21 protein-coding genes are annotated in these 19,455 nt (G+C 31.9%); 7 read left to right on the top strand and 14 right to left on the bottom strand.

Annotation, left to right across the window (positions count from 1 at the left end):
* Window positions 1–22: 22 nt before the first annotated feature.
* The 8 genes from H277_RS0101325 to H277_RS0101290 form a co-directional block, all read right to left on the bottom strand.
* Window positions 23–322 (bottom strand): hypothetical protein, encoded by a 300-nt coding sequence (locus tag H277_RS0101325; RefSeq protein ID WP_019973761.1) that lies wholly within the window; start codon window positions 320–322, stop codon window positions 23–25.
* Between the two features lie 6 nt (window positions 323–328).
* Window positions 329–1,090 carry a type I methionyl aminopeptidase gene (map, locus tag H277_RS0101320; RefSeq protein WP_019973760.1) on the bottom strand — a complete coding sequence of 254 codons (762 nt, stop codon included), beginning with the start codon at window positions 1,088–1,090 and terminating at the stop codon, window positions 329–331.
* A gap of 218 nt (window positions 1,091–1,308) precedes the next feature.
* A complete protein-coding gene (locus H277_RS0101315) occupies window positions 1,309–2,634 on the bottom strand; it encodes a hypothetical protein (protein WP_019973759.1) in 1,326 nt (441 codons plus the stop codon).
* Window positions 2,635–2,834: 200 nt separating this feature from the next.
* The gene (locus tag H277_RS0101310) at window positions 2,835–3,131 is read right to left on the bottom strand and encodes a Dabb family protein (protein WP_019973758.1); all 297 of its coding nucleotides are present in this window, start codon (window positions 3,129–3,131) and stop codon (window positions 2,835–2,837) included.
* 25 nt (window positions 3,132–3,156) lie between these two features.
* On the bottom strand, window positions 3,157–4,464 hold the full coding sequence (locus tag H277_RS0101305) for a DEAD/DEAH box helicase (protein ID WP_019973757.1): 1,308 nt from the start codon (window positions 4,462–4,464) through the stop codon (window positions 3,157–3,159).
* A gap of 48 nt (window positions 4,465–4,512) precedes the next feature.
* On the bottom strand, window positions 4,513–5,268 hold the full coding sequence (locus tag H277_RS0101300; RefSeq protein WP_019973756.1) for a DUF4241 domain-containing protein: 756 nt from the start codon (window positions 5,266–5,268) through the stop codon (window positions 4,513–4,515).
* Window positions 5,269–5,312: 44 nt separating this feature from the next.
* Window positions 5,313–5,843 (bottom strand): STM3941 family protein, encoded by a 531-nt coding sequence (locus H277_RS0101295; RefSeq protein ID WP_019973755.1) that lies wholly within the window; start codon window positions 5,841–5,843, stop codon window positions 5,313–5,315.
* A 64-nt stretch (window positions 5,844–5,907) separates the two neighbouring features.
* Window positions 5,908–7,674 (bottom strand): AMP-dependent synthetase/ligase, encoded by a 1,767-nt coding sequence (locus H277_RS0101290; protein ID WP_019973754.1) that lies wholly within the window; start codon window positions 7,672–7,674, stop codon window positions 5,908–5,910.
* 121 nt (window positions 7,675–7,795) lie between these two features.
* Between H277_RS0101290 and H277_RS0101285 the strand changes: the two genes are divergently transcribed.
* Complete coding sequence (locus H277_RS0101285) at window positions 7,796–8,185, top strand: hypothetical protein (RefSeq protein ID WP_019973753.1); 390 nt, start codon at window positions 7,796–7,798, stop codon at window positions 8,183–8,185.
* Window positions 8,186–8,282: 97 nt separating this feature from the next.
* On the opposite strand, the gene H277_RS0101280 is transcribed toward H277_RS0101285, so the two are convergent.
* On the bottom strand, window positions 8,283–10,049 hold the full coding sequence (locus H277_RS0101280; RefSeq protein WP_019973752.1) for an AMP-dependent synthetase/ligase: 1,767 nt from the start codon (window positions 10,047–10,049) through the stop codon (window positions 8,283–8,285).
* A 105-nt stretch (window positions 10,050–10,154) separates the two neighbouring features.
* Between H277_RS0101280 and H277_RS0101275 the strand changes: the two genes are divergently transcribed.
* Window positions 10,155–10,766, top strand: a complete 612-nt coding sequence (locus H277_RS0101275; RefSeq protein WP_244874862.1) for a DUF6642 family protein — start codon at window positions 10,155–10,157, stop codon at window positions 10,764–10,766.
* A gap of 64 nt (window positions 10,767–10,830) precedes the next feature.
* Here the strand turns inward: H277_RS0101275 and H277_RS0101270 are convergent, their stop codons facing one another.
* From H277_RS0101270 to H277_RS0101260, 3 genes are all read right to left on the bottom strand, one after another.
* Window positions 10,831–11,616: an alpha/beta fold hydrolase gene (locus H277_RS0101270; RefSeq protein ID WP_019973750.1), complete on the bottom strand. Its 786-nt coding sequence runs from the start codon at window positions 11,614–11,616 to the stop codon at window positions 10,831–10,833.
* A gap of 76 nt (window positions 11,617–11,692) precedes the next feature.
* Window positions 11,693–12,328 carry a peptide deformylase gene (gene def / locus H277_RS18425; RefSeq protein WP_051094523.1) on the bottom strand — a complete coding sequence of 212 codons (636 nt, stop codon included), beginning with the start codon at window positions 12,326–12,328 and terminating at the stop codon, window positions 11,693–11,695.
* Between the two features lie 62 nt (window positions 12,329–12,390).
* On the bottom strand, window positions 12,391–12,804 hold the full coding sequence (locus H277_RS0101260; RefSeq protein ID WP_051094522.1) for a DoxX family protein: 414 nt from the start codon (window positions 12,802–12,804) through the stop codon (window positions 12,391–12,393).
* A gap of 123 nt (window positions 12,805–12,927) precedes the next feature.
* On the opposite strand from H277_RS0101260, the gene H277_RS0101255 reads away from it, so the two are divergent.
* The 4 genes from H277_RS0101255 (at window position 12,928) to H277_RS0101240 (ending at window position 16,370) form a co-directional block, all read left to right on the top strand.
* Window positions 12,928–13,743, top strand: a complete 816-nt coding sequence (locus H277_RS0101255) for a hypothetical protein (protein ID WP_019973747.1) — start codon at window positions 12,928–12,930, stop codon at window positions 13,741–13,743.
* A 96-nt stretch (window positions 13,744–13,839) separates the two neighbouring features.
* The gene (locus H277_RS0101250; RefSeq protein WP_019973746.1) at window positions 13,840–14,268 is read left to right on the top strand and encodes a hypothetical protein; all 429 of its coding nucleotides are present in this window, start codon (window positions 13,840–13,842) and stop codon (window positions 14,266–14,268) included.
* Window positions 14,269–14,343: 75 nt separating this feature from the next.
* Complete coding sequence (locus tag H277_RS0101245; protein WP_019973745.1) at window positions 14,344–15,609, top strand: putative DNA modification/repair radical SAM protein; 1,266 nt, start codon at window positions 14,344–14,346, stop codon at window positions 15,607–15,609.
* Window positions 15,609–16,370 carry a TIGR03915 family putative DNA repair protein gene (locus H277_RS0101240; RefSeq protein ID WP_019973744.1) on the top strand — a complete coding sequence of 254 codons (762 nt, stop codon included), beginning with the start codon at window positions 15,609–15,611 and terminating at the stop codon, window positions 16,368–16,370. The genes H277_RS0101245 and H277_RS0101240 overlap by 1 nt, the downstream gene beginning before the upstream one ends.
* A gap of 38 nt (window positions 16,371–16,408) precedes the next feature.
* Here H277_RS0101240 and yiaA read toward each other — a convergent pair whose 3' ends face one another.
* The gene (gene yiaA / locus H277_RS0101235) at window positions 16,409–16,870 is read right to left on the bottom strand and encodes an inner membrane protein YiaA (RefSeq protein ID WP_019973743.1); all 462 of its coding nucleotides are present in this window, start codon (window positions 16,868–16,870) and stop codon (window positions 16,409–16,411) included.
* 122 nt (window positions 16,871–16,992) lie between these two features.
* On the opposite strand from yiaA, the gene H277_RS0101230 reads away from it, so the two are divergent.
* The gene (locus H277_RS0101230; RefSeq protein ID WP_019973742.1) at window positions 16,993–18,507 is read left to right on the top strand and encodes a hypothetical protein; all 1,515 of its coding nucleotides are present in this window, start codon (window positions 16,993–16,995) and stop codon (window positions 18,505–18,507) included.
* 8 nt (window positions 18,508–18,515) lie between these two features.
* On the opposite strand, the gene ctlX is transcribed toward H277_RS0101230, so the two are convergent.
* Window positions 18,516–19,454 carry a citrulline utilization hydrolase CtlX gene (ctlX, locus tag H277_RS0101225; RefSeq protein WP_019973741.1) on the bottom strand — a complete coding sequence of 313 codons (939 nt, stop codon included), beginning with the start codon at window positions 19,452–19,454 and terminating at the stop codon, window positions 18,516–18,518.
* Window position 19,455 lies beyond the last annotated feature (1 nt).

Below are 19,455 nucleotides of genomic sequence, written 5' to 3'. Positions count from 1 at the left end.
CTTCGTAAAAAGTGCTTTTAAATTATTTTATTGGGCTAAAATACCAATAAGTAGATGTTTTTTTATTTTCAACTTCCAGGTACTCCGGGAAGGCTTGTGGCAGTAAATTTAATTCCTCCGATTTTTTAAGATCAGTAAGAATCTGGCGCAAGGGATATCCTTTTTTACGATCGTGCGGAAAATACCCTTTCTCGATCAAAAAAGGCATCATGTCTTTCGTTTTAACACGCTCAAGGTTATTTTCTACTAAATAAGCCTGAATGTCTTCACTCATTTTTTTGACCACTTCGCGGTCAACTTTAATATATTCGTTTTTTTTCATATAATTTTACCAATTACCATTCATGTGGGTTAAAATCATAGGACCTTCAGAAGTTACCAGAACAGTATGTTCATGTTGTGCAAATACACCGGGATTATTTCCTATCATTGTCCATCCATCAGCTTGTTCAATTGCTTCATGAGAATTCTCTGAAATAAAAGTTTCTAAAGCAATAACCGAATTTTTTCGAAAACGACGTTTATCATACACATCTCTGTAGTTCAATAAATCTAATGGTTCTTCGTGTAAGGAACGCCCTACTCCATGTCCTGTTAAATTCTCGATGACATGGTAATGATGTTTTTTCGCTTCTTTTTCAATGATTCCACCAATATCAGCGATTTTTACACCTGATTTTACTGCTCCTATAGCTTTCTGTAAAGCAGAAATAGACGCGTCAACAATTTTTTGATGACCATTTACATCTTCTCCTACAACGATAGAACCTCCGTTATCTGCCCAAAACCCACCTAATTCTCCGGAAACATCAATATTGATTACATCCCCGTCTTTTAAGATTTTATCAGCACTTGGAATTCCGTGACAAATTTCTTCATTGACACTTAAGCAAGTATATCCCGGAAATTGATACGACTCATACGGTGCAGATTTACATCCAAATTTCTTCATGATTGCCGCTCCAAAATCATCCAATTCTTTGGTTGACATTCCTGGTTTCACATAATCTTTCATCTCTTTCAGAGTTACCGCTACAGCTTCGCTGACTTTTTTCATTCCGATTAACTCTTCTTCTGTCTCTATAATCATTGCTTATATTCTATTGATCTCAAAACTCTGAAATCGTATGCAAAAGTACAATTTCTTTGAATAGATTTGAAAAGAGTTCGGATTGAATTTTACGATGATAGTAAAAACAGGATAAACGAATAATTTTTCACCTAACGAAAGCGTTTAAATCAATTGAAAAATTACTATTAAATCTGAGATTATATAAAAAAGTAATATTTGCTTCCTATTGTAGTATTTTATATATTTTCAAAAAATTCAAGTATAAGGTAATATTTTCCTTTCGGAAGAATTTCTCCTTCCATAATCAACTCACGAGAATTCATATTATAACTTAAAACATTGTTTGTTATGCGTGTACTTTCTTGGTGAATTAATCGGACATTAATTATTTTTGTAACAGGTGATAGCTCAAGCTCTTTTGGAAGAACAATACTATTCTTAGAGTTGTCCAACGTAATTTCAGTTGTTAGTTCTTTAATCGATGCTCCATTCATCCATTTTCTTCCTGTATCTTGAAGTTGATTCGAATAATTTATTCTATTGTGACTGTCACTTTTTAACTCCGCTATATTTTTCCATTCTAACTGGGTGTATGAAGCACCAGATGGGATATCACCTACAACAAGTACTTGACCTTTTGTTCCAACTGTACGAGGAAACATATAACTGTCTGTATTCACTTCATTACCCGTTGCTCCATTTGTATTAAAATTAAATTTAATACCTCTTGCTCCATCTAAAATGATTTCTGATTTAAAATGATTTCCGGTCAGGATTGGAGAACTTGAAGCAATCGAATATAATGTCATTTCCTTACTGGATGGATTAAAATCAATATTCAGAAGTGATCTCAACGGACTTGCTACATCATTACGGGCTCCTACATTGAGGCGATTATCCAAAATACTTATAGAAGAGCCCAAAACAGAACTGCGTCCACTTCTCAGCGTAATATTACTTGTGGTCATGTCAAGAGTTGTTCCACGCCCCGATACCTGAGTATTTCTATTATATAAATTTACAGATTGGGAACCTGATACTGCACCAGATGTTTCGATTCCTACACTTTGCGCCACTCGTTCATAAGCTGTCTTAAAATCTCCTTTTATCTCCATTTGCTTACCAGAAACAGCATCCGTTTCTGTAAAACCGACTGCTACCTTACCTTGTTGGTAAATATTCTGGTCATTGGCAGTTGCAACATTGGTGGTATTTTGTATACGCCAAGGCTCTTCTTGACTTAGACTTAATCTAATCCATTCTCCCGTTTGTCCATCTTTTTTCAACCAATAATAATATCCTGGAAATACAGCATTTTTTCCAGAACCATTTTGAGCTGTATTGAAAATTAACAAAGAATTTTCAGGATTATTTATAGGAGTCGATAAATCGGTGGCAGTCAAATTAATTCTAGGAATTAAAACACCTGTATTTTGGCTGGAAATATCTAAAGATGAAGAAGGATTGGGGTTATCCGTTCCTATTCCGACTTGAGCATTAACACATTCGAACGAAGCAACTACAGAAAGAATAATCGCATATTTAAAAGGCAGGTTTTTCATAATAAAGAGTTTAGTTCATTAACAAAACAAATTGATAATTTTATCCCATCAATTTTGAGTTGCAAACTACAAAAAAAAATGAAAAATTTAGTTTTTTTCTCCTTTACGGATTTCTTTCTAAGAAAACTTCTAAACAATAAAAGTTAAGAGAAAAATCATGTTTTCACGAATTATTCTCTAAATCATTTCAAAAAGAGCTTTTAATCTGCATCATAGATTAAAACTCTCTTTGCTAATTTATTTGGTCCATTCAAAAATTCGAGATGTTGCGGATGTTTTTGATAAGCTTCAAATTGCTCCATTGTTTCAAAAGCTAAGAACAACGAGAATGAATAAGAAGCATCTATCACATCTCTTTCAATATTTGCAGGTGTTCCTACATGAAAAAAAGTTGATTCAGCAATTGGTTTTAAATCTTTCAAAGCTTGGTGAAATGTATTCATTTCTTCTTTTGTTACATCATCTTTCAACCAAAAAAACACATGGTGAGCTAGCATAAAATTATATTTTATAAGTTATTGATTAATATGCGATTTGCATTTTTACTTTCTTATTTTTTACTTTCTGTCCGTTTAGTTTCTTTAATAAATCAGGAACTTTTTTTCGGTTAATTGCAACATAAGAAGTCGTATCTTTTACTTCGATAATTCCGACATCATTTTTTTCTAGGTTTCCTTTTTTAAATAAAAATCCCACGATATCAACCTTGTTTACTTTATCTTTTTTTCCGGCAGAAATGTAAATCGTTTGAAAAGGTGTACGCTCAGGAATTTTATAAGTTCCTCCTACATTTTCGACAGGTAAATTTTCTTTAACAAAAGGGAAATGCTCTTCATTACTGATAATTAAATACACAAAACCTTTCGCATTCATTCTTGCAGTACGCCCATTTCTATGAATGAAAGCCGCTTCTTTTGCTGGTAACTGGTAATGAATAATTGAATCTACTTCCGGAATATCCAATCCGCGGGCTGCTAAATCTGTCGTAATTAAAACACGAACCGAATCGTTACGGAATTTCAATAAAGCACGTTCACGCTCATCTTGTTCCATTCCGCCATGAAAACTTTCACGGGCAATTCCTTTCTCATGTAACAAATTACTGATTCTATCTACAGCATCACGATGATTACAGAAAATCAACATTCGCTTACTCCCTATCTTGCAAATCAAATTGAATAATGTATCCAGTTTTTCTTCAGAAATCGTATTGACCAACTTCATCTGTAAATCAGGTTTTACCTCAATACTTTTTAAATAACTAACAATTTTCTCTTCTTTCAATCCTACAAATTCAGGAATATTTTCCATCTCTGTAGCAGAAGTTAAAATACGTTGTTGTAAACCTGAAAGTTGATCAACAATAAAACTCATATCTTCTTGAAAACCTAATTCCAACGCTTTATCAAATTCATCTAATACTAATGTCTGAATAGTCGAAGGATCAAAATTCTCGTTGCGTAAATGATAAGCTATTCTTCCGGGCGTTCCTATCAAAACTGCCGGAGCTTCTAACAAATTATTTTGTTCAACTCTTGTGTTATGACCACCATAGCAACATGTTACTTTATACTCGGATTTCATAGTTTTGAAAACCGTTTCTATTTGCAACGCTAATTCGCGTGCAGGAACCAAAATTAATGTTTGAACACCTTTTGCTTCATGTTTTAAATCTCGTAAAACAGGAAATAAAAACGCCAATGTTTTTCCAGAACCTGTAGGTGATAATAGAATTAAATCCCGTTGATTTTCGGACATTTTGAATGCAGAGCGTTGCATTGCATTCATTTCTTTAATGCCTAAATTTTTATAAAGTAAATCGATTTGCATAATGCAAAAATAGTGACAATTCGATAATATTTGAACATCAGATTTAAATTAATCTTCTTCTTCTTCTTCCGCTTCCGTTGTTAATTCAATATCAATAAATTGAACAACCACTTCACAGATTTCATTGTGATCATCAAATCCAAAATAAACAGGATATACCCCATCACCAAAACCACTTTGAATCATAGGAATACTTAAATTTGTATTGGGAATATCAAACCGTATCCAATCGCCTCCTTCTCGTTGAAAATCTGGTTTATCCTGATAACTTTGGGAAAAAAGTGCTGCAAAATAATCATCATAAATATTTCCGTCAGGATGATTCTTCTGCCATTCTTGTTCAAAAGCAGCATAAGCATCCCGCGTGGCCACATCAACAATAGTCGCCAAACCGGCATCTACGCTAAAACCAAAATATTCTCCATCTTCTACATCCTGTAATTCTTCATTACCAAGCAAAGCTTCTGTGTATAGAACAGCTTTCGTATCTTTTGTTTTCAATCTAAATCCTACATAACGATAATGATCTTCTTCAAATTGAACAACGAGAACAGTAATTGGAAAAACACCGGTTGGAATTGAAATAAAATAAGGATTTTCCTCTTTTGTCAAGTAAACCAAAGGATCTCTTACGAGAATTTCGCCGGTTGGAAAGGAATAATTTCCTAAATCTAAATGAAACAATCTTTTTCCACAAATTTCATCTGCAGAAAAATAAAGATTTAAATCACTTTGGGATTGTAAGTTACTTTTCTTTTCGTTGTACAGTTTTAGCCATTCTGTGGTTGGTTGATTGTTTTTCATCTTCGAATATTTTTAAAAGAAATTATCAATTTATCACGAAAGTATTAAAGATCTTCTGTTAAATTAGTCTTATAATCTTCCATAAATTCATCAAAATGATTCATAATCTCGAAATGATTTTGATCTAATGTATTGGCATCGAATGAGACTACTGCTCCATACATTTGTTGCCAGAATTTCATGCGGGTTTGTAAAAGCTTTTGCGATTCCTTTGATATAAAATTTTCCGCATCAACCACTTTTATATTAATTACCCGTTGACGAGGTAATTTCAATTCTTCAATTTCCAAGATCTTTCCCCATTCCATGTAATTAAGATTCTCAGAAGGTTTGTAGACAATCCCTTTCTTATCTATCAATAAAACCAATTGTTTTTTCTTTAATTTTTTAATGGAAATATAGATGAGTAATAAACTCGGAATGAATAGAATACCGCTTATAATTTGTGCAGTCAGAGGCGAATTCACCCGATCAGCATTTATAAATAGATAAATTGAACACATAAAAAATAAGAAACTTCCTATTAATAATCCCCAATTGCTCGTTTGTTTTGCGTATATTTTAATTGTATTCAATCTAGTTTGTTTTTGCAAAAATAAGGAAATTAAAAAGAGCTTTCAGATGAAAGCTCTTTTTATACTATTGATTAAAAATCTCCTGGTATTGCTTCTTGTATTTTTCCAAAATAATTTTTCTTTTAAACTTTAATGTTGGTGTTAATTCTCCTCCTTCCACAGTCATTTCATTTGGAATAATGGCTATTTTCTTGATTTGTTCCCAATGACCAAAATGTATATTGAGTTGATTAATTTCCTCCTCCAATTTCTTTCTTACCACTTCACTATTTTGAAAATCGTCGTGCGATAAGTTATCTATTTCAGGTGCATTTTGTTTCGCCCACTTCTTTAAATTAGAAAAACTTGGAACAACAAAAGCTCCGGGAAATTTCTCTCCTTCACCAACGACCATTAATTGTTCAATAAACGGAGACTCTATCATTTTCATTTCAATTTGTTGTGGAACAATATATTTTCCTCCGGAAGTTTTGTACATTTCCTTTTTTCGGTCAACAATTTTCAGGAATTTATCTTCAACCCATTCTCCAATATCTCCGGTATATAACCAACCGTCTTTAATTACTTCCTCTGTTTTTTCAGGTAAATTATGATACCCCATCATCACAATATCTCCTTTCACCAGAATTTCACCGTCTTCAGCTAATTTAACTTCAACACCATTTAAAGGCGGACCGACTGTCCCAATCTTTTTTCCTCTACGGTAGCAATTTACAGCAATTACCGGAGAAGCTTCTGTTAAGCCGTAACCTTCGTAAATTGGAATTTCAGCTGCTAGAAATACGCGTACGATTCGTTGTTGAATCGCTGCACTTCCGGTAACAATTGCTTTTAACTCTCCTCCAAGACCTTCGTACCATTTCTTCAGTACTAGTTTTCGGGCAAGTGTTAATTTGAGATTATAGTATATTGAACGTTGTTCTTCTTCCAAAACAAATTCATCTCCTACTTTTACTGCCCAATCAAATATTTTATGTTTAACACCTGTTAACTGCCCCCCTGTTTGCATAATCTTCTCATATACTTTCTCTATTACACGAGGTACAGCGGTTATCATATGAGGCTTAATTTCTTTTAGATTATCACCAATCTTATCCATTGATTCTGCAAAATAAATCGAGATTCCCATGTACACATATAAATACTGAATTGTACGCTCGTAGGCGTGACAAGCAGGTAAAAAAGTCAAAGCCCTGTCATAAGGAATAAGTGGTGTCGAATATTCACATGCGATCACATCGGCAATGATATTTTTATGAGACAACATCACTCCTTTTGGATTTCCGGTTGTACCGGATGTATAAATCAAGAAAGCTAAATCTTCATGACGAACGTTTGCAGAACGTTTGTCGATTTCCTCTTGCCCGATTATTTTCCCTTTTTCGATTAAAACATTCCAACTTTCTGTCTGGTCAAATGCATCAATTGAATACAACTGCTCTAATGATGGTAACTTTGTTTTTAAGTGATTGATACGGGTGTATAAATCTAAATTACTTGTAAAACATACTTTTATTGACGAATCATTAAAAATATATTCATAATCGTTATCTGAAATATTAGGATAAATTGCAACCACAACAGCTCCGATTTGCTGTATAGCATAATCTATCATATTCCATTCAACACGATTTTCTGAGATTAACCCCACTTTTTCACCCGGTTGAACTCCGCAGGCAATTAATCCTTTTGAGATCTCGTTGACATGCTCCAAAAAAGTATTGGTTTTCATTGGTTTCCATTCACCATTTTGTTTGGAAACAAACATAGGCAAATCGGGAAACTTTTCCAGCTGACGTTTTGGTAAATCAAAAATTCTGGTTGCTTCCATAGCGTACTTATAGTTTTGTAATTTTGAAAAGAATTCGTCGAAAGTAACGTAAAATGGTGAAAACTTCAAATATTTATTTTCTTTTAAAACATTTATCTTCGTTGGTAGAATTATTTAAACAATGAGATATATAGTTTTTTTATTTCTTTTATTATATTCTTGTAATTCTGATTTTAAAAAGTACCAAGATGTTGGAAAATTTAGATTATATGAACTACAATGTAATAATAAATATTACTTAAGTTTAGAAAATTGTGATTGTAAAAACTTACCAAAAAATTATTTTGTTCCTATTGGAGATACTAATGACCATTTTTTTAGTATTTATATAAAAGAGAGCAATGATAAATTGCAAGTAAATAGTTTGTATGAAGGCTTTAAAACATATGGAGTTGTTAAAGATAAAGTAGATTTCATTATTTATACTGATAATTCACGTTTTATAGATAATATAAAAAAGGAAAATTATAAGATACTCCAAGGATATTCAAACGGAACCATGACTCCATAAAAATCCCTCCATTTTTTTAAAATAGAAGGATTATATGAGAGAAGGATTACTTCAAATTCATGTATACTATATTCTTTTTTTCTGAAATTAACTTGTCTTATTGGTATAGTTCGTTTATTTGATTTTTATATTTTTCTGTTATGATTTTACGCTTCATTTTTAATGTTGGTGTTAATTCTCCACCTTCAATGGTAAATTCATACGGAATAAGAACAAACTTTTTAATTTTCTCCCAATTTCCAAAATTAATATTCAACGTATTGATATCATTTCCAATTAATTCATAAATTTTAGGATGCGATAAAAACTCTTCTCGAGATAAGTTAATTAAAGCTGTTTCATTTATTTTTGCCCAATCCAAGCAGTTTGCGTACGAAGGAACTACCAAGGCTGCAGGAAATTTTTGTCCTTCTCCAACAACCATTATTTGTTCAATATAACTAGACTCTGATAAAATCTTTTCAATTTGCTGCGGTACAATGTATTTTCCTCCGGAAGTTTTAAACATTTCTTTCTTACGGTCAATAATCTTTAAGAATTTTTCGTCCACCCATTCACCAATATCACCTGTATACAACCAATCATCTTTTAGGACTTCAGCCGTTGCTTCAGGATTTTTGTAATATCCTTTCATGATATTTTTTCCTTTGGCCAAAATCTCTCCGTCTTCAGCCAATTTTATTTCAATATCAATTAAAGGAATACCTACGGTCCCTATCTTCATTCCTCTTTTGATACAATTTACAGACAGGCAAGGACCGGCTTCTGTTAAACCGTAACCTTCGTAGATTGGAATTCCGGCAGCTAAATACAGTTTTAACAATCGCGTTTGTAAAGTCGCACTTCCGGATGCAATTCCTTTTACATTTCCTCCAAGCGCTTCTTTCCATTTTGAAAAAATAAGTTTACGTGCAATTCCTAGTTGAAATTTGTACCAAACAGAAAGTTTCGATTCATCCAAATCATATTGTTCGCCCAATGAAATTGCCCAGAAAAATAAAGCCCTTTTAATTCCGGTCAATTGCTCACCGGTTGCCATAATTTTATCATACACTTTCTCTAAAACACGGGGAACTGCTGAAAAAATATGCGGTTGTACTTCTTTCATGTCTTGTCCGATTGTATCCATCGATTGTGCAAAATAAACCGGTAATCCCATTTTGATATAAACATATTGGAAAACACGTTCGTATGCATGACAAGCAGGAAGAAAAGACAATGCTTTGTCATAAGCTTTCACCGGAAAAGAATATTCTGAACTGTTAACATCAGCCAATAAATTTTCGTGTGAGAGCATTACTCCTTTTGGGTTTCCGGTTGTTCCGGAAGTATAAATTAGAGTTGCTAAATCTGTAGATTTAACTTTATCCATCATCGTTTGTAATGTTTCGTCTGAAATTGAAATTCCTTTCGAAACGAGCTCTATCCAATTTGGTGTATGCGGATAAGTGTTAAATGTATAAACTTGTTCAAGTTTTGGAACAGTATCTTTTATTCCTAATAACCGTTGATAAAGGAGATCATTGCTTACGAAACAGAGTTTAATCTCCGCATCGTTTAGAATAAACTCATAATCATTATCCGAAATATTTGGATAAATTGCAACCACAACAGCTCCGATTTGTTGAATCGCAAAATCAACTAGATTCCATTCCAAACGATTTTCACTAATCAGAGCCACTTTATCATTTGGTTGAATTCCGTTTGCGATGAGACCTTTCGAGATATTATTTACCCGATTAATAAAATCAGTTGTCGAAATCCCTTTCCATTCGTCTTTTTCTTTGTAATTGAAAATTGAAATATCAGGGGTGTTTTTCTCTTGAAATCGGGGTAAATCGAATACTCTTTGTGGTTGTTTCATTCTCTTGAAATAAGGATACAAATTTCGACTATTTATCGGTTTTTGAAAAGAAAAACGGCTTTCTTTAATGAAAAAATAGAATTTATAGCCATTGTAAATAATAGAATGAATTGTAAATTAGACAAAATTTATCATCAAATGGAACTTGAACATTATAGAAATGAAGATGATTTCAAATTATTTTGTTTGGAATGTGTAGAAGATGTAGAGAGACAAGATAACTCACAGTTATTAGAATTTTTAACACATTTGACACGGGAATTTCAAATTACAAATGTTTATAAAACAACGGATAGTTTTGAAGGATTCGAAGAAAGTTTGAATAATTTGCTTTACCATGACAAACACTTTAAAGATTACAAAATCATTTATCTGGTATTTGAAGGATATGAAAATCAACTTCAAATTGGTGATTATTACTACAGTTTAGAAGAAATTGCAGAAATGTTTCAAGGAAAATTAACCGACAAAATTGTACATTTTGCCAATACAATGAAGTTGGATTTAGAAGATGAAAGTTTTCAGTATTTTATCGATGTGACGGGTGCAAAAGCCCTGTCCGGCTACATTAATCCATCGCCTATTCTTAGTACGATTCTGGATCAATATTATTTTTGCTTGGCCAAAGATATAGCTGACGAAGAAGAACTTGTACATGCTTTATTTAATAAACATGCGAATCTTGGTTTGAAATTAGGATTCCGATTATATCATTAGAAACAACAAACCCAAATACTATGATTTGGGTTATAATTTTTTTAAGCGATATCTCAATTAGATTTTACTTTATTCTATTGATATAAGCAATTACTTTATCATTAAATAGTTGAGGTTGATCAACATTTACGACATGCCCGCAATCATCAATTACAATTAATTCAGAATATGTTTTATGTGTTTTTATCAATTGCTGAATTGATGGTAAAAACATATGATCTTCAGCTCCCATTACATAAAGCGTCGGAATATTTAATTCAACTTCTCTGAACCATTTTAATAATGGATTGATATCAGCAGTTAGTTTAAACCATTTTAAAAACTCTTTTTGATACAGTTTCTTTGCTTCATTAATGAATAAGTTACGTGATTCTTTATGAGCACTTCTCGGCATAATTGCAAATGCAAAAATTCGATACAAAACAAGATATGGAATCATGTGTTTGAATAGGTTACCAACTGTCATTAAGAAACGACTTTGGTAATTCATTTTCATAATTGCGCCTCCCATAACCATCGATCGAAAACGATCCGAATAATCTTCTGCCAATTGTCGAATCACAATTGTCCCCAAAGACATTCCAACAAAATGGGTTTGCTTAATCTTTAAATGATCAAGAACCTCAATAACATCTTTTGCTACTGATTTGAACGTGTAACGTTTTTCGAACAACGACTTTAAGTTGTTTTTAGATCGCCCATGTCCTCTCAAATCCAATAAAAGAATATTAAAATGCTTACGGAATTCCCGAATTTGTTTGAACCAAATTGTCGAGCTTCCTCCTGCTCCATGAACAAAAGTTACCCATTCTGTACTTGTGGGATGAGTATATGTTGTGTGTGCTAACAATTTACAAGAATTAGTGATGCAAAAATAAACTAAAAACTATGCCAAGCATAATACTTTCTAAAATTTTAAGATATTTTTAATCGTCATCTTCTTCGTCATCAATAGCCGTATTTGTTTGTTTCAAATAGAACACATCATTCATCACCTCTGCTTTCACATAATTTCGTTTTTCTTGTTCTTTGATACGATCTGTAAACAACATTCCGATTAAATGATCATATTCATGCTGAAAAATCACAGCGGTAAAACCTTCAACAGTTTCATCATGAAAATGACCTTCCAAATCATAATACTCTAATCGAAGAACCAAACTTCTGTAAACTTTCCCAAAAATATCAGGAATAGATAAGCAGCCTTCTCTTCCATGACGAACAATTTCAGAATACCATGAAATTTTGGGATTAATAATAAATTCAAAAGGTTCCCCTTCTTTATCAAATCGTTGAACCCAAACAGCATTTCTATTTATTCCAATTTGTGGAGCAGCAATCCCTACTCCTTTGCTCGCTTCATCTTGTACAGTTGCATACATACGATCTGCTAACAATTTAATAGCCGGATCTTTGGGATCAATGTCTATTGATTGAGATTTTAAAATTTTAAGATCAGCTTCAGCAGTAGTTAATAAAACGCGAAAAGGTTCGTAAGCTTTCTTTTGTTTTATTAAACTAACTTCAGATTTTGATAAAGGCTTATATATTTTGTTCTTCATATCTTTAGATTGAGCAAATAATGTGGTTGAACAAATCAATAAACCGAACGTTATTTTTTTTATCATTTTTTAAGAATTAATCGGTCCAATGAATATTTTCCTGCACCTGATAAAAATAGAACGAAATAATTAATTAAATAGAATAATCCCAACTCTTTTTTACCAAAATCATCCCCTCCATGCACAATAAAAACCGCTACAAGCATTGTAATAATTAAAGGAATTGCAGCAAGTCGAGTAAAGATTCCGACTAAAACTAAGAAGGCACACAAAATTTCTGCAAAAACAGTCAATCCTAACGAAATTTCAGGTCCAAGCCCAATTGGGTCACCAAATTCGAAGTTACCATTTACTAATTTTTGCAATTTTCCAAAACCATGCGTAAACATAAATCCACCAGCAGCTAAACGGATTAACAATAAAGACAAATCTATACACGCAGGTTGGCTTCCCAATAATTTAAATTTTGTGCTCATTTTTTTTAATTTTTTCCAAATATAAGTGCAAGTTTTTACGTTCACATTTAAATAAGTCAAGAAATCAAGATTTTTCAATTAATTTTGACTAATCGTTCAATAAAAGAATAAAAAATACAACGTATGTTAAAAAAAATAACCTTAATTCCTTTACTTATTTCCGGATTTGCTTTTGCTCAGAAATCAGAATTAGAACAAAATGATATTATCGGACATCCTAATTATATTGAAGAATCGATGCAAAAAGCGCGAATTCGTGTTATGCATATCGAAGGATATGATTTAGAGTATTATACAAAATCTACTTATAACAAAGACGGGAATCCAGTAAAACGGGACTATTTTGACGAAGCAGGAAATACTACTTTTTCTGAATCATTTCATTACAACGAATCAAATAAATTAATTTCCAGAGAATTAAAAAATGAAGACGGAAGCCTTGTTTTTATATTTGATTATGAATATACAACTGATGGCTATATTGTGATAAAAAGTGAGAATGATGTAAATGTTTTGAAAACAGCATACAAATTGGACACGCATCAAAATGTAACCTATGAAAGAGAAACGAATTTATTAGAAGATACGGATGTTTTTATTGAAAAAAATTATCAGTATCAAAATGGTTTTTTGATTAAAACACTGGTAAAATATAACCAGGGTTCGTACACTTTAGATTATAAAAATGATGCGAAAGGCAATCCACTAGAGGAAGTATACACAAGTAAAGACAACAAACAAGTCAATAAATACCTACGAAAATTTGATGACAACAATAATATTATTGAGGAGACAACACTTGATGAAACCGGAAAAATAAAAAATGTTTCGACGATTAAGTATCAATACGACGAGCATAAAAATTGGACAAAACGCACACAATATGTGAAACACTTTGATCAGCCAATTTCCAATACAACAAGAACTATACGTTATTAAAATTTGAAAGAGCCGCTTAATTTGGCTCTTTTTTATTTGATTATTTAAGTAAATGTTCTTAATTTTAGTCTAATCAATCATTTATCTATTGCTATTATGATAAAAAATGTGCAAGAATTTAACCGACTTTTTCAATTGTATCAGAAGGATAATCGTTTCAATTTGTACATTAATGATTATCCTAAGAACGAATTTGCTTTGCAATTTTTTACCGATGAAATTGAAGAACTTACATTAGAATATATTGATTCTACTACTGATACGTTAAAAAAAATACACGATTATCGGGCTAAGCTAAGCGATTATTTTAAATCGGAGGAACTTGCAACTCTTGAAATTAAATCTATATCCGGGTATTTCAATCATTATGATTTTTACTTTTTAACAAAAAATCAGACATTCATCTTCAACTTTATTCACCGTGATTTCTTGTCTCAACTTATCGATATTCTATTGGCTGAACTGGATTGTAATTTTATCAGTCGCCTCAAAACAGAATTGTTAATTAATTTGGAATACGATTAAACTTTTTGTGTTAATCTTTTTCTGACGACACCTTATGGCTTTCTAACCAATTCTTTTTGCACAAAGCGAAGCAGAATGAATTTTGATAGGATAAATGAAAAATTGAACATCTTAGCTGATGCAGCTAAATATGATGTCTCATGTTCTTCAAGTGGGAGTAAAAGAAAAAACACCAACAAAGGACTTGGAAATGCTGCTATGTCCGGTATCTGTCATTCGTTTACAGAAGACGGCCGATGTGTTTCATTGCTCAAAATCTTATTAACCAATCATTGCATTTACGATTGTGCTTTCTGTGTTTCCCGCAGAAGTAACGATGTAAAACGTGCCGCTTTTACCGTTCAAGAAGTTGTTGATTTAACCATTAATTTTTATCGTCGGAATTATATTGAAGGTTTATTTCTAAGTTCCGGCATCTTCAAAAATGCTGATTTTACAATGGAACGATTGCTTTTGATTGCAAAAAAACTGCGTTTAGAAGAGAATTTTAACGGTTACATCCACCTCAAAACTATTCCGGGAGCAAGCGATGAATTATTGAAAGAAGCTGGTTTGTATGCCGACAGAATGTCCATAAATTTAGAAATACCAACAGAACAAGGACTGAAAATGGTTGCGCCTGAAAAATCGCATGAAGATGTAAAAAAGCCGTTGGGAGTTATTCAGCAGCAAATGAAAGAATTTAATGCGGAACGAAAATTAATCAAATCTACTCCCACATTTGTTCCTGCAGGACAATCGACACAAATGGTGATTGGGGCAACTCCCGAAAACGATATGCAGATTATGTACACGGCCAATCAATATTACAATGATTTTAAATTGAAACGTGTGTATTATTCCGGATTTATTCCAATTAACCATCAGGATAAAATGTTACCTTCTATTGGAACCCAGCCTCCTTTATTGAGAGAAAACCGACTTTATCAAACCGATTGGCTGATGCGTTTTTATCAATTTGATGTGCATGAAATATTGAATCAACAAAATCCACATTTGGATACTGATATTGATCCAAAATTAAGTTATGCGTTGAGAAATTTACATCTTTATCCAATAGATATTAATACCGCAGATTATCATTTAATTTTAAGAATTCCGGGAATTGGCGTGCAATCTGCAAAAAAAATCGTTGTTGCCCGAAAATTTGGAAAAATTTATTCTTATCAATTGAAACGTTTGGGAATAGCCTATAACAGGGCAAAATTTTTTATGACATGTGCAGATGATCAATACCAACAAAAAGATTTAATTGCACCACAAATCAAACAACGAATTTTAAGCTTTAGTAAAAGTAAATATCTCAAAAATCAACCCAATCAACTCAACCTTTTTGATTAATGGAAATCTATGTTTTTGATAATAGTTTTGAAGGATTTTTGACACTCATTTTTGATTATTACGTCCGTAAGCCTAAGCAAATAAAAGTTGTTGCAGAAAAATATTTTTTACCTTCTATGTTTGACGATATTTATACCGTGACGACAGATGATATGAAAGCAAAAAGAGTGCATAAAACGTTAAAAGGAAAATTAAATTCGACAAGTTATAAGGCATTTCAGGCGACATTTTTATCTGAAGAAGCTGAGGCATATGAAAAACTTTTTTATTATAGCCGCTTAATCATTAACGAGTCTTCTGCTATACAATTAAATTATGGGAATGAATTTGTTTTGTACGTCATGAAAATGTACCGATCTGTTCATCGTGAAAAGCATCACCATGAAGCATTTATTCGTTTTGAAAAAATTAACCAGGATTTATTTTTTGCAAAAACAGAACCCAAATACAATGTTTTACCATTAATTACAACTCATTTTAGAAAGCGTTATGCTGATCAGAATTGGATTATTTACGACAGCATTCGGAAATATGGGATTTTTTATGACAAAGAATTGAACCAGGTTCAGCAGATACAATTAAATTTCACTCCGAAATCGTCTACTGTTCCATCAACTTATCTTGATGTAGATGAGAACTTGTACCAGGAATTATGGAAATCATATTTTAATTCGACGACAATTGCTGCAAGAAAAAATTCAAGATTACAAATTCAGCTGATGCCCAAACGGTTTTGGAAATTATTGACAGAATATAAATAAAAATAGGTTACGATTTCTACGTAACCTATTCAACAAATTTATTTTGATTCTGCCAACTTCGCATCGCGTGTATTTTTCTGAACTGCAATTGCAGAAAAAACACTCAAAGCGAAAGACATTCCGTAAAATCCTTTTTCACTAAGAAGTAAATCTGCATTCCATAATCCAATAACCAACAAAACAATTGCTGCAATTGTAGCAAACCAGCTAAGTCCGTAATAAAGTTCTGTAACGGCCAATCCTTCAGACTTGTCTCGTACACTTTTTTGAACAGAAATCACCGCAAACAAACCAAATAGTAAAATGGTAAAATAATATCCTTTTTCATTCAGTTGCATGGCTGCATTCCATAATCCAACGCAATAACCAACTGTTCCTGCTAATAATGCTGTCCAAGATGCCCCAACAAATGCAGGTGTAGGTTTGTAAGGATTTGTCAGCGATTTATTTCTTTTTGACGTTTTTTCATTTAAGTTGTTATTGTTTTCTACTGTTTCCATGATACATTCGTTTTATAATTAATTTCTGTTACAAAATTCATTTAAACTTCCTCTTAAAACAAACAAATAATTAACATAAACTGACGATATATTTTTATATTTATTTTCTAAAAAAAGACGTCATGGATAGTTTATCTGAATTAATATCATTACTTAATGATAAAGACATAAAAGAGTTTATTAATTATTTAAAGCAAAACAATAAGCGAAATGACGTCAAAAATATTCAACTGTTAGAATCGTTAAAAACTGACGATATAAATAATTTCAAAAAAATATACCATAACAAACAGAATAATGATGCTTACCATGCTTTGAGAAAAAGATTACACGATAGTTTATTATTTTTTTTATCGAATAAAACATTTGAAGATAATTCAAATGAAGCCAACGAAGCGTTAAAATTATTAGTCGTTGGGCGGTTTTTATACGAAAACAATTTAGAAAAAGTAGCTTACAAATGTCTCTTAAAAGCAGAAGTCAAAGCAAAAAAACTTGAACAATTTAGTTTGTTGAATGAAATATACGCGACACGATTACATTATATTCATCTCAACAAAAAAGAAAATTTTAATGAATTAGCTTTAAAGCTCCAATCAAACCTCGAACAAATCAATCATGAAGTGAAACTAAATTTAGCTTATGCTTATTTGAGAAGAGAATTAGAGAAAATCAACAATCAAGGAAAGATTATTGATTTGAAGGTTTTGATTCAATCAACAATGACTCATTATAAGGTTTCATTAAATGAAATCATGACGTATAAATCGTTGGTGCAAATTTTATACATTGCAAATGAATATGCATCCATCCATCAAGATTTTAGATTAATCGAATCTTATATCAAGTCGAGTTATGAGTTTCTTGAAAACCAAAAACAAAATTCTGAACATCATTTATATTATCATATTCAAATCTTGTATTATTTAGCAAATTTCAGCTTTAGAAATTTAAAGTTTGAGCAGAGTTTCATTTATCTAAATGAAATGGAAAATTTAATGGAAAGACAGCATAAATTGTATTATTCCGTTTTTTATCCTCAACATCAATTAATTTTAGCTTTAAACTATCATTTTACAAATCAATCGATAAAAGCGATCGAGATCATCGAAAACGTCTTAATCCATTCAATAAAGAAAGCATCTTTATCAATTGTAAATGATTTACAAGCAACCTACATTATGTTTTTAGGACAAAAAGAACAGGTGTCTGCACTAAAGTCTCTTAGTAAGTTAATGCATACAGATAATTGGTATGAGAAAAAAATAGGAATTTTATGGACAATTCGCAAAAATCTAATGGAAATTTTGATTCACGCTCAATTTGAAAATATAGATTTTGCTTTAAATAGAATCAAAAGTTTCAAGCGTAGATACCGAGTATATTTGGAGAATGTAAACGAAGAAAGAGTATTGGATTATATCAATTTAGTTGAGAAATATTTGAATAAACCTGAAATTTTAGAAACCGATTTATTCCAAGAAAAATTAAATCAATTATTCGCAACTCATGATCAAGATGTTTTTATCTTAAGCTACATCGGCTGGCTACTCTCATTAAAATCTACAAAAAGTCCGTATGAAATCACGTTAAATTTGATAAAAAATAAATCCGAGTTTCCCCGGATTTATCGTTAGTTTATAGATTATTTTGTTGGTAAAAAGACTTCTGCCATCATACAGCGAGCACTTCCTCCTCCAAGTTTTTCAATCAAATCAATTTTAACAGGTAAAATTGGATTATGATTTTCAATCTTCGAAATTTGTTCTTCTGTTAATGAATTATAGGCTGTTTGAGACATCACCAAATAAGGTTGTCCTAAACCACCAACTTGCAACATATTACCAGCAAATTGATGCATTTGAGCTTCTGTTATTGTGATGATTTCTTTGTTTGTTTCCTTCAAATATTCACAAACTGCTTTCTTTTCTTTTTTATCATCAATCGAATCCAAACAAATAATCGCGTATTGATCTGCAATACACATCATTACATTTGTATGGTAAATTGGTTTTCGTTCATCATTTACCGTCTGATTGGCATGAAAAATAACCGGTGTATATTCTAATTCTTCACAAAACTCAATCAGTAAATCTTCATCGGTACGTTGAGAAATACAAGCATAGGCCAATTCATTTTCACGATCAAGAATAATACTTCCTGTTCCTTCTAAAAAAATCTCGTCTTCTTCTGCAGAAGAAAAATCAATTATATCATCAATGTGAAAACCTTTTTCTTCCAATAAACTTAACACATCTTCTTCCCGACGTTCCTCCCTTCTGTTTTTAGCAAACATAGGATACAATACCACATTACCGTTATCATGAAAAGAAATCCAGTTATTTGGAAAAATAGAATCCGGTGTATGAGGAGAAGCAGTATCTTTTATCGTAATTACATTAACCCCTTTTGAACGTAACGCAGAAACCATTCCCTGAAATTCTGCTAAAGCTTCTTTTTGGATCTCTTCTTGAGAAGCTGTTGTTTCAGTTTGAAAATAATTGTTAACAGCCGTTTCCGGATTGTAATAAAACGCTGTAGGTTCAACCATTAAAATAGTTGATGTATATTGTTTTTGTTTCATG

It is taken from the genome of Empedobacter brevis NBRC 14943 = ATCC 43319 (genome assembly GCF_000382425.1).
Taxonomy (GTDB): Bacteria; Bacteroidota; Bacteroidia; order Flavobacteriales; family Weeksellaceae; genus Empedobacter; species Empedobacter brevis.
The sequence above is the reverse complement of the archived record's forward strand: the minus strand, read 5'-3'. Positions and strand labels throughout refer to the sequence as shown.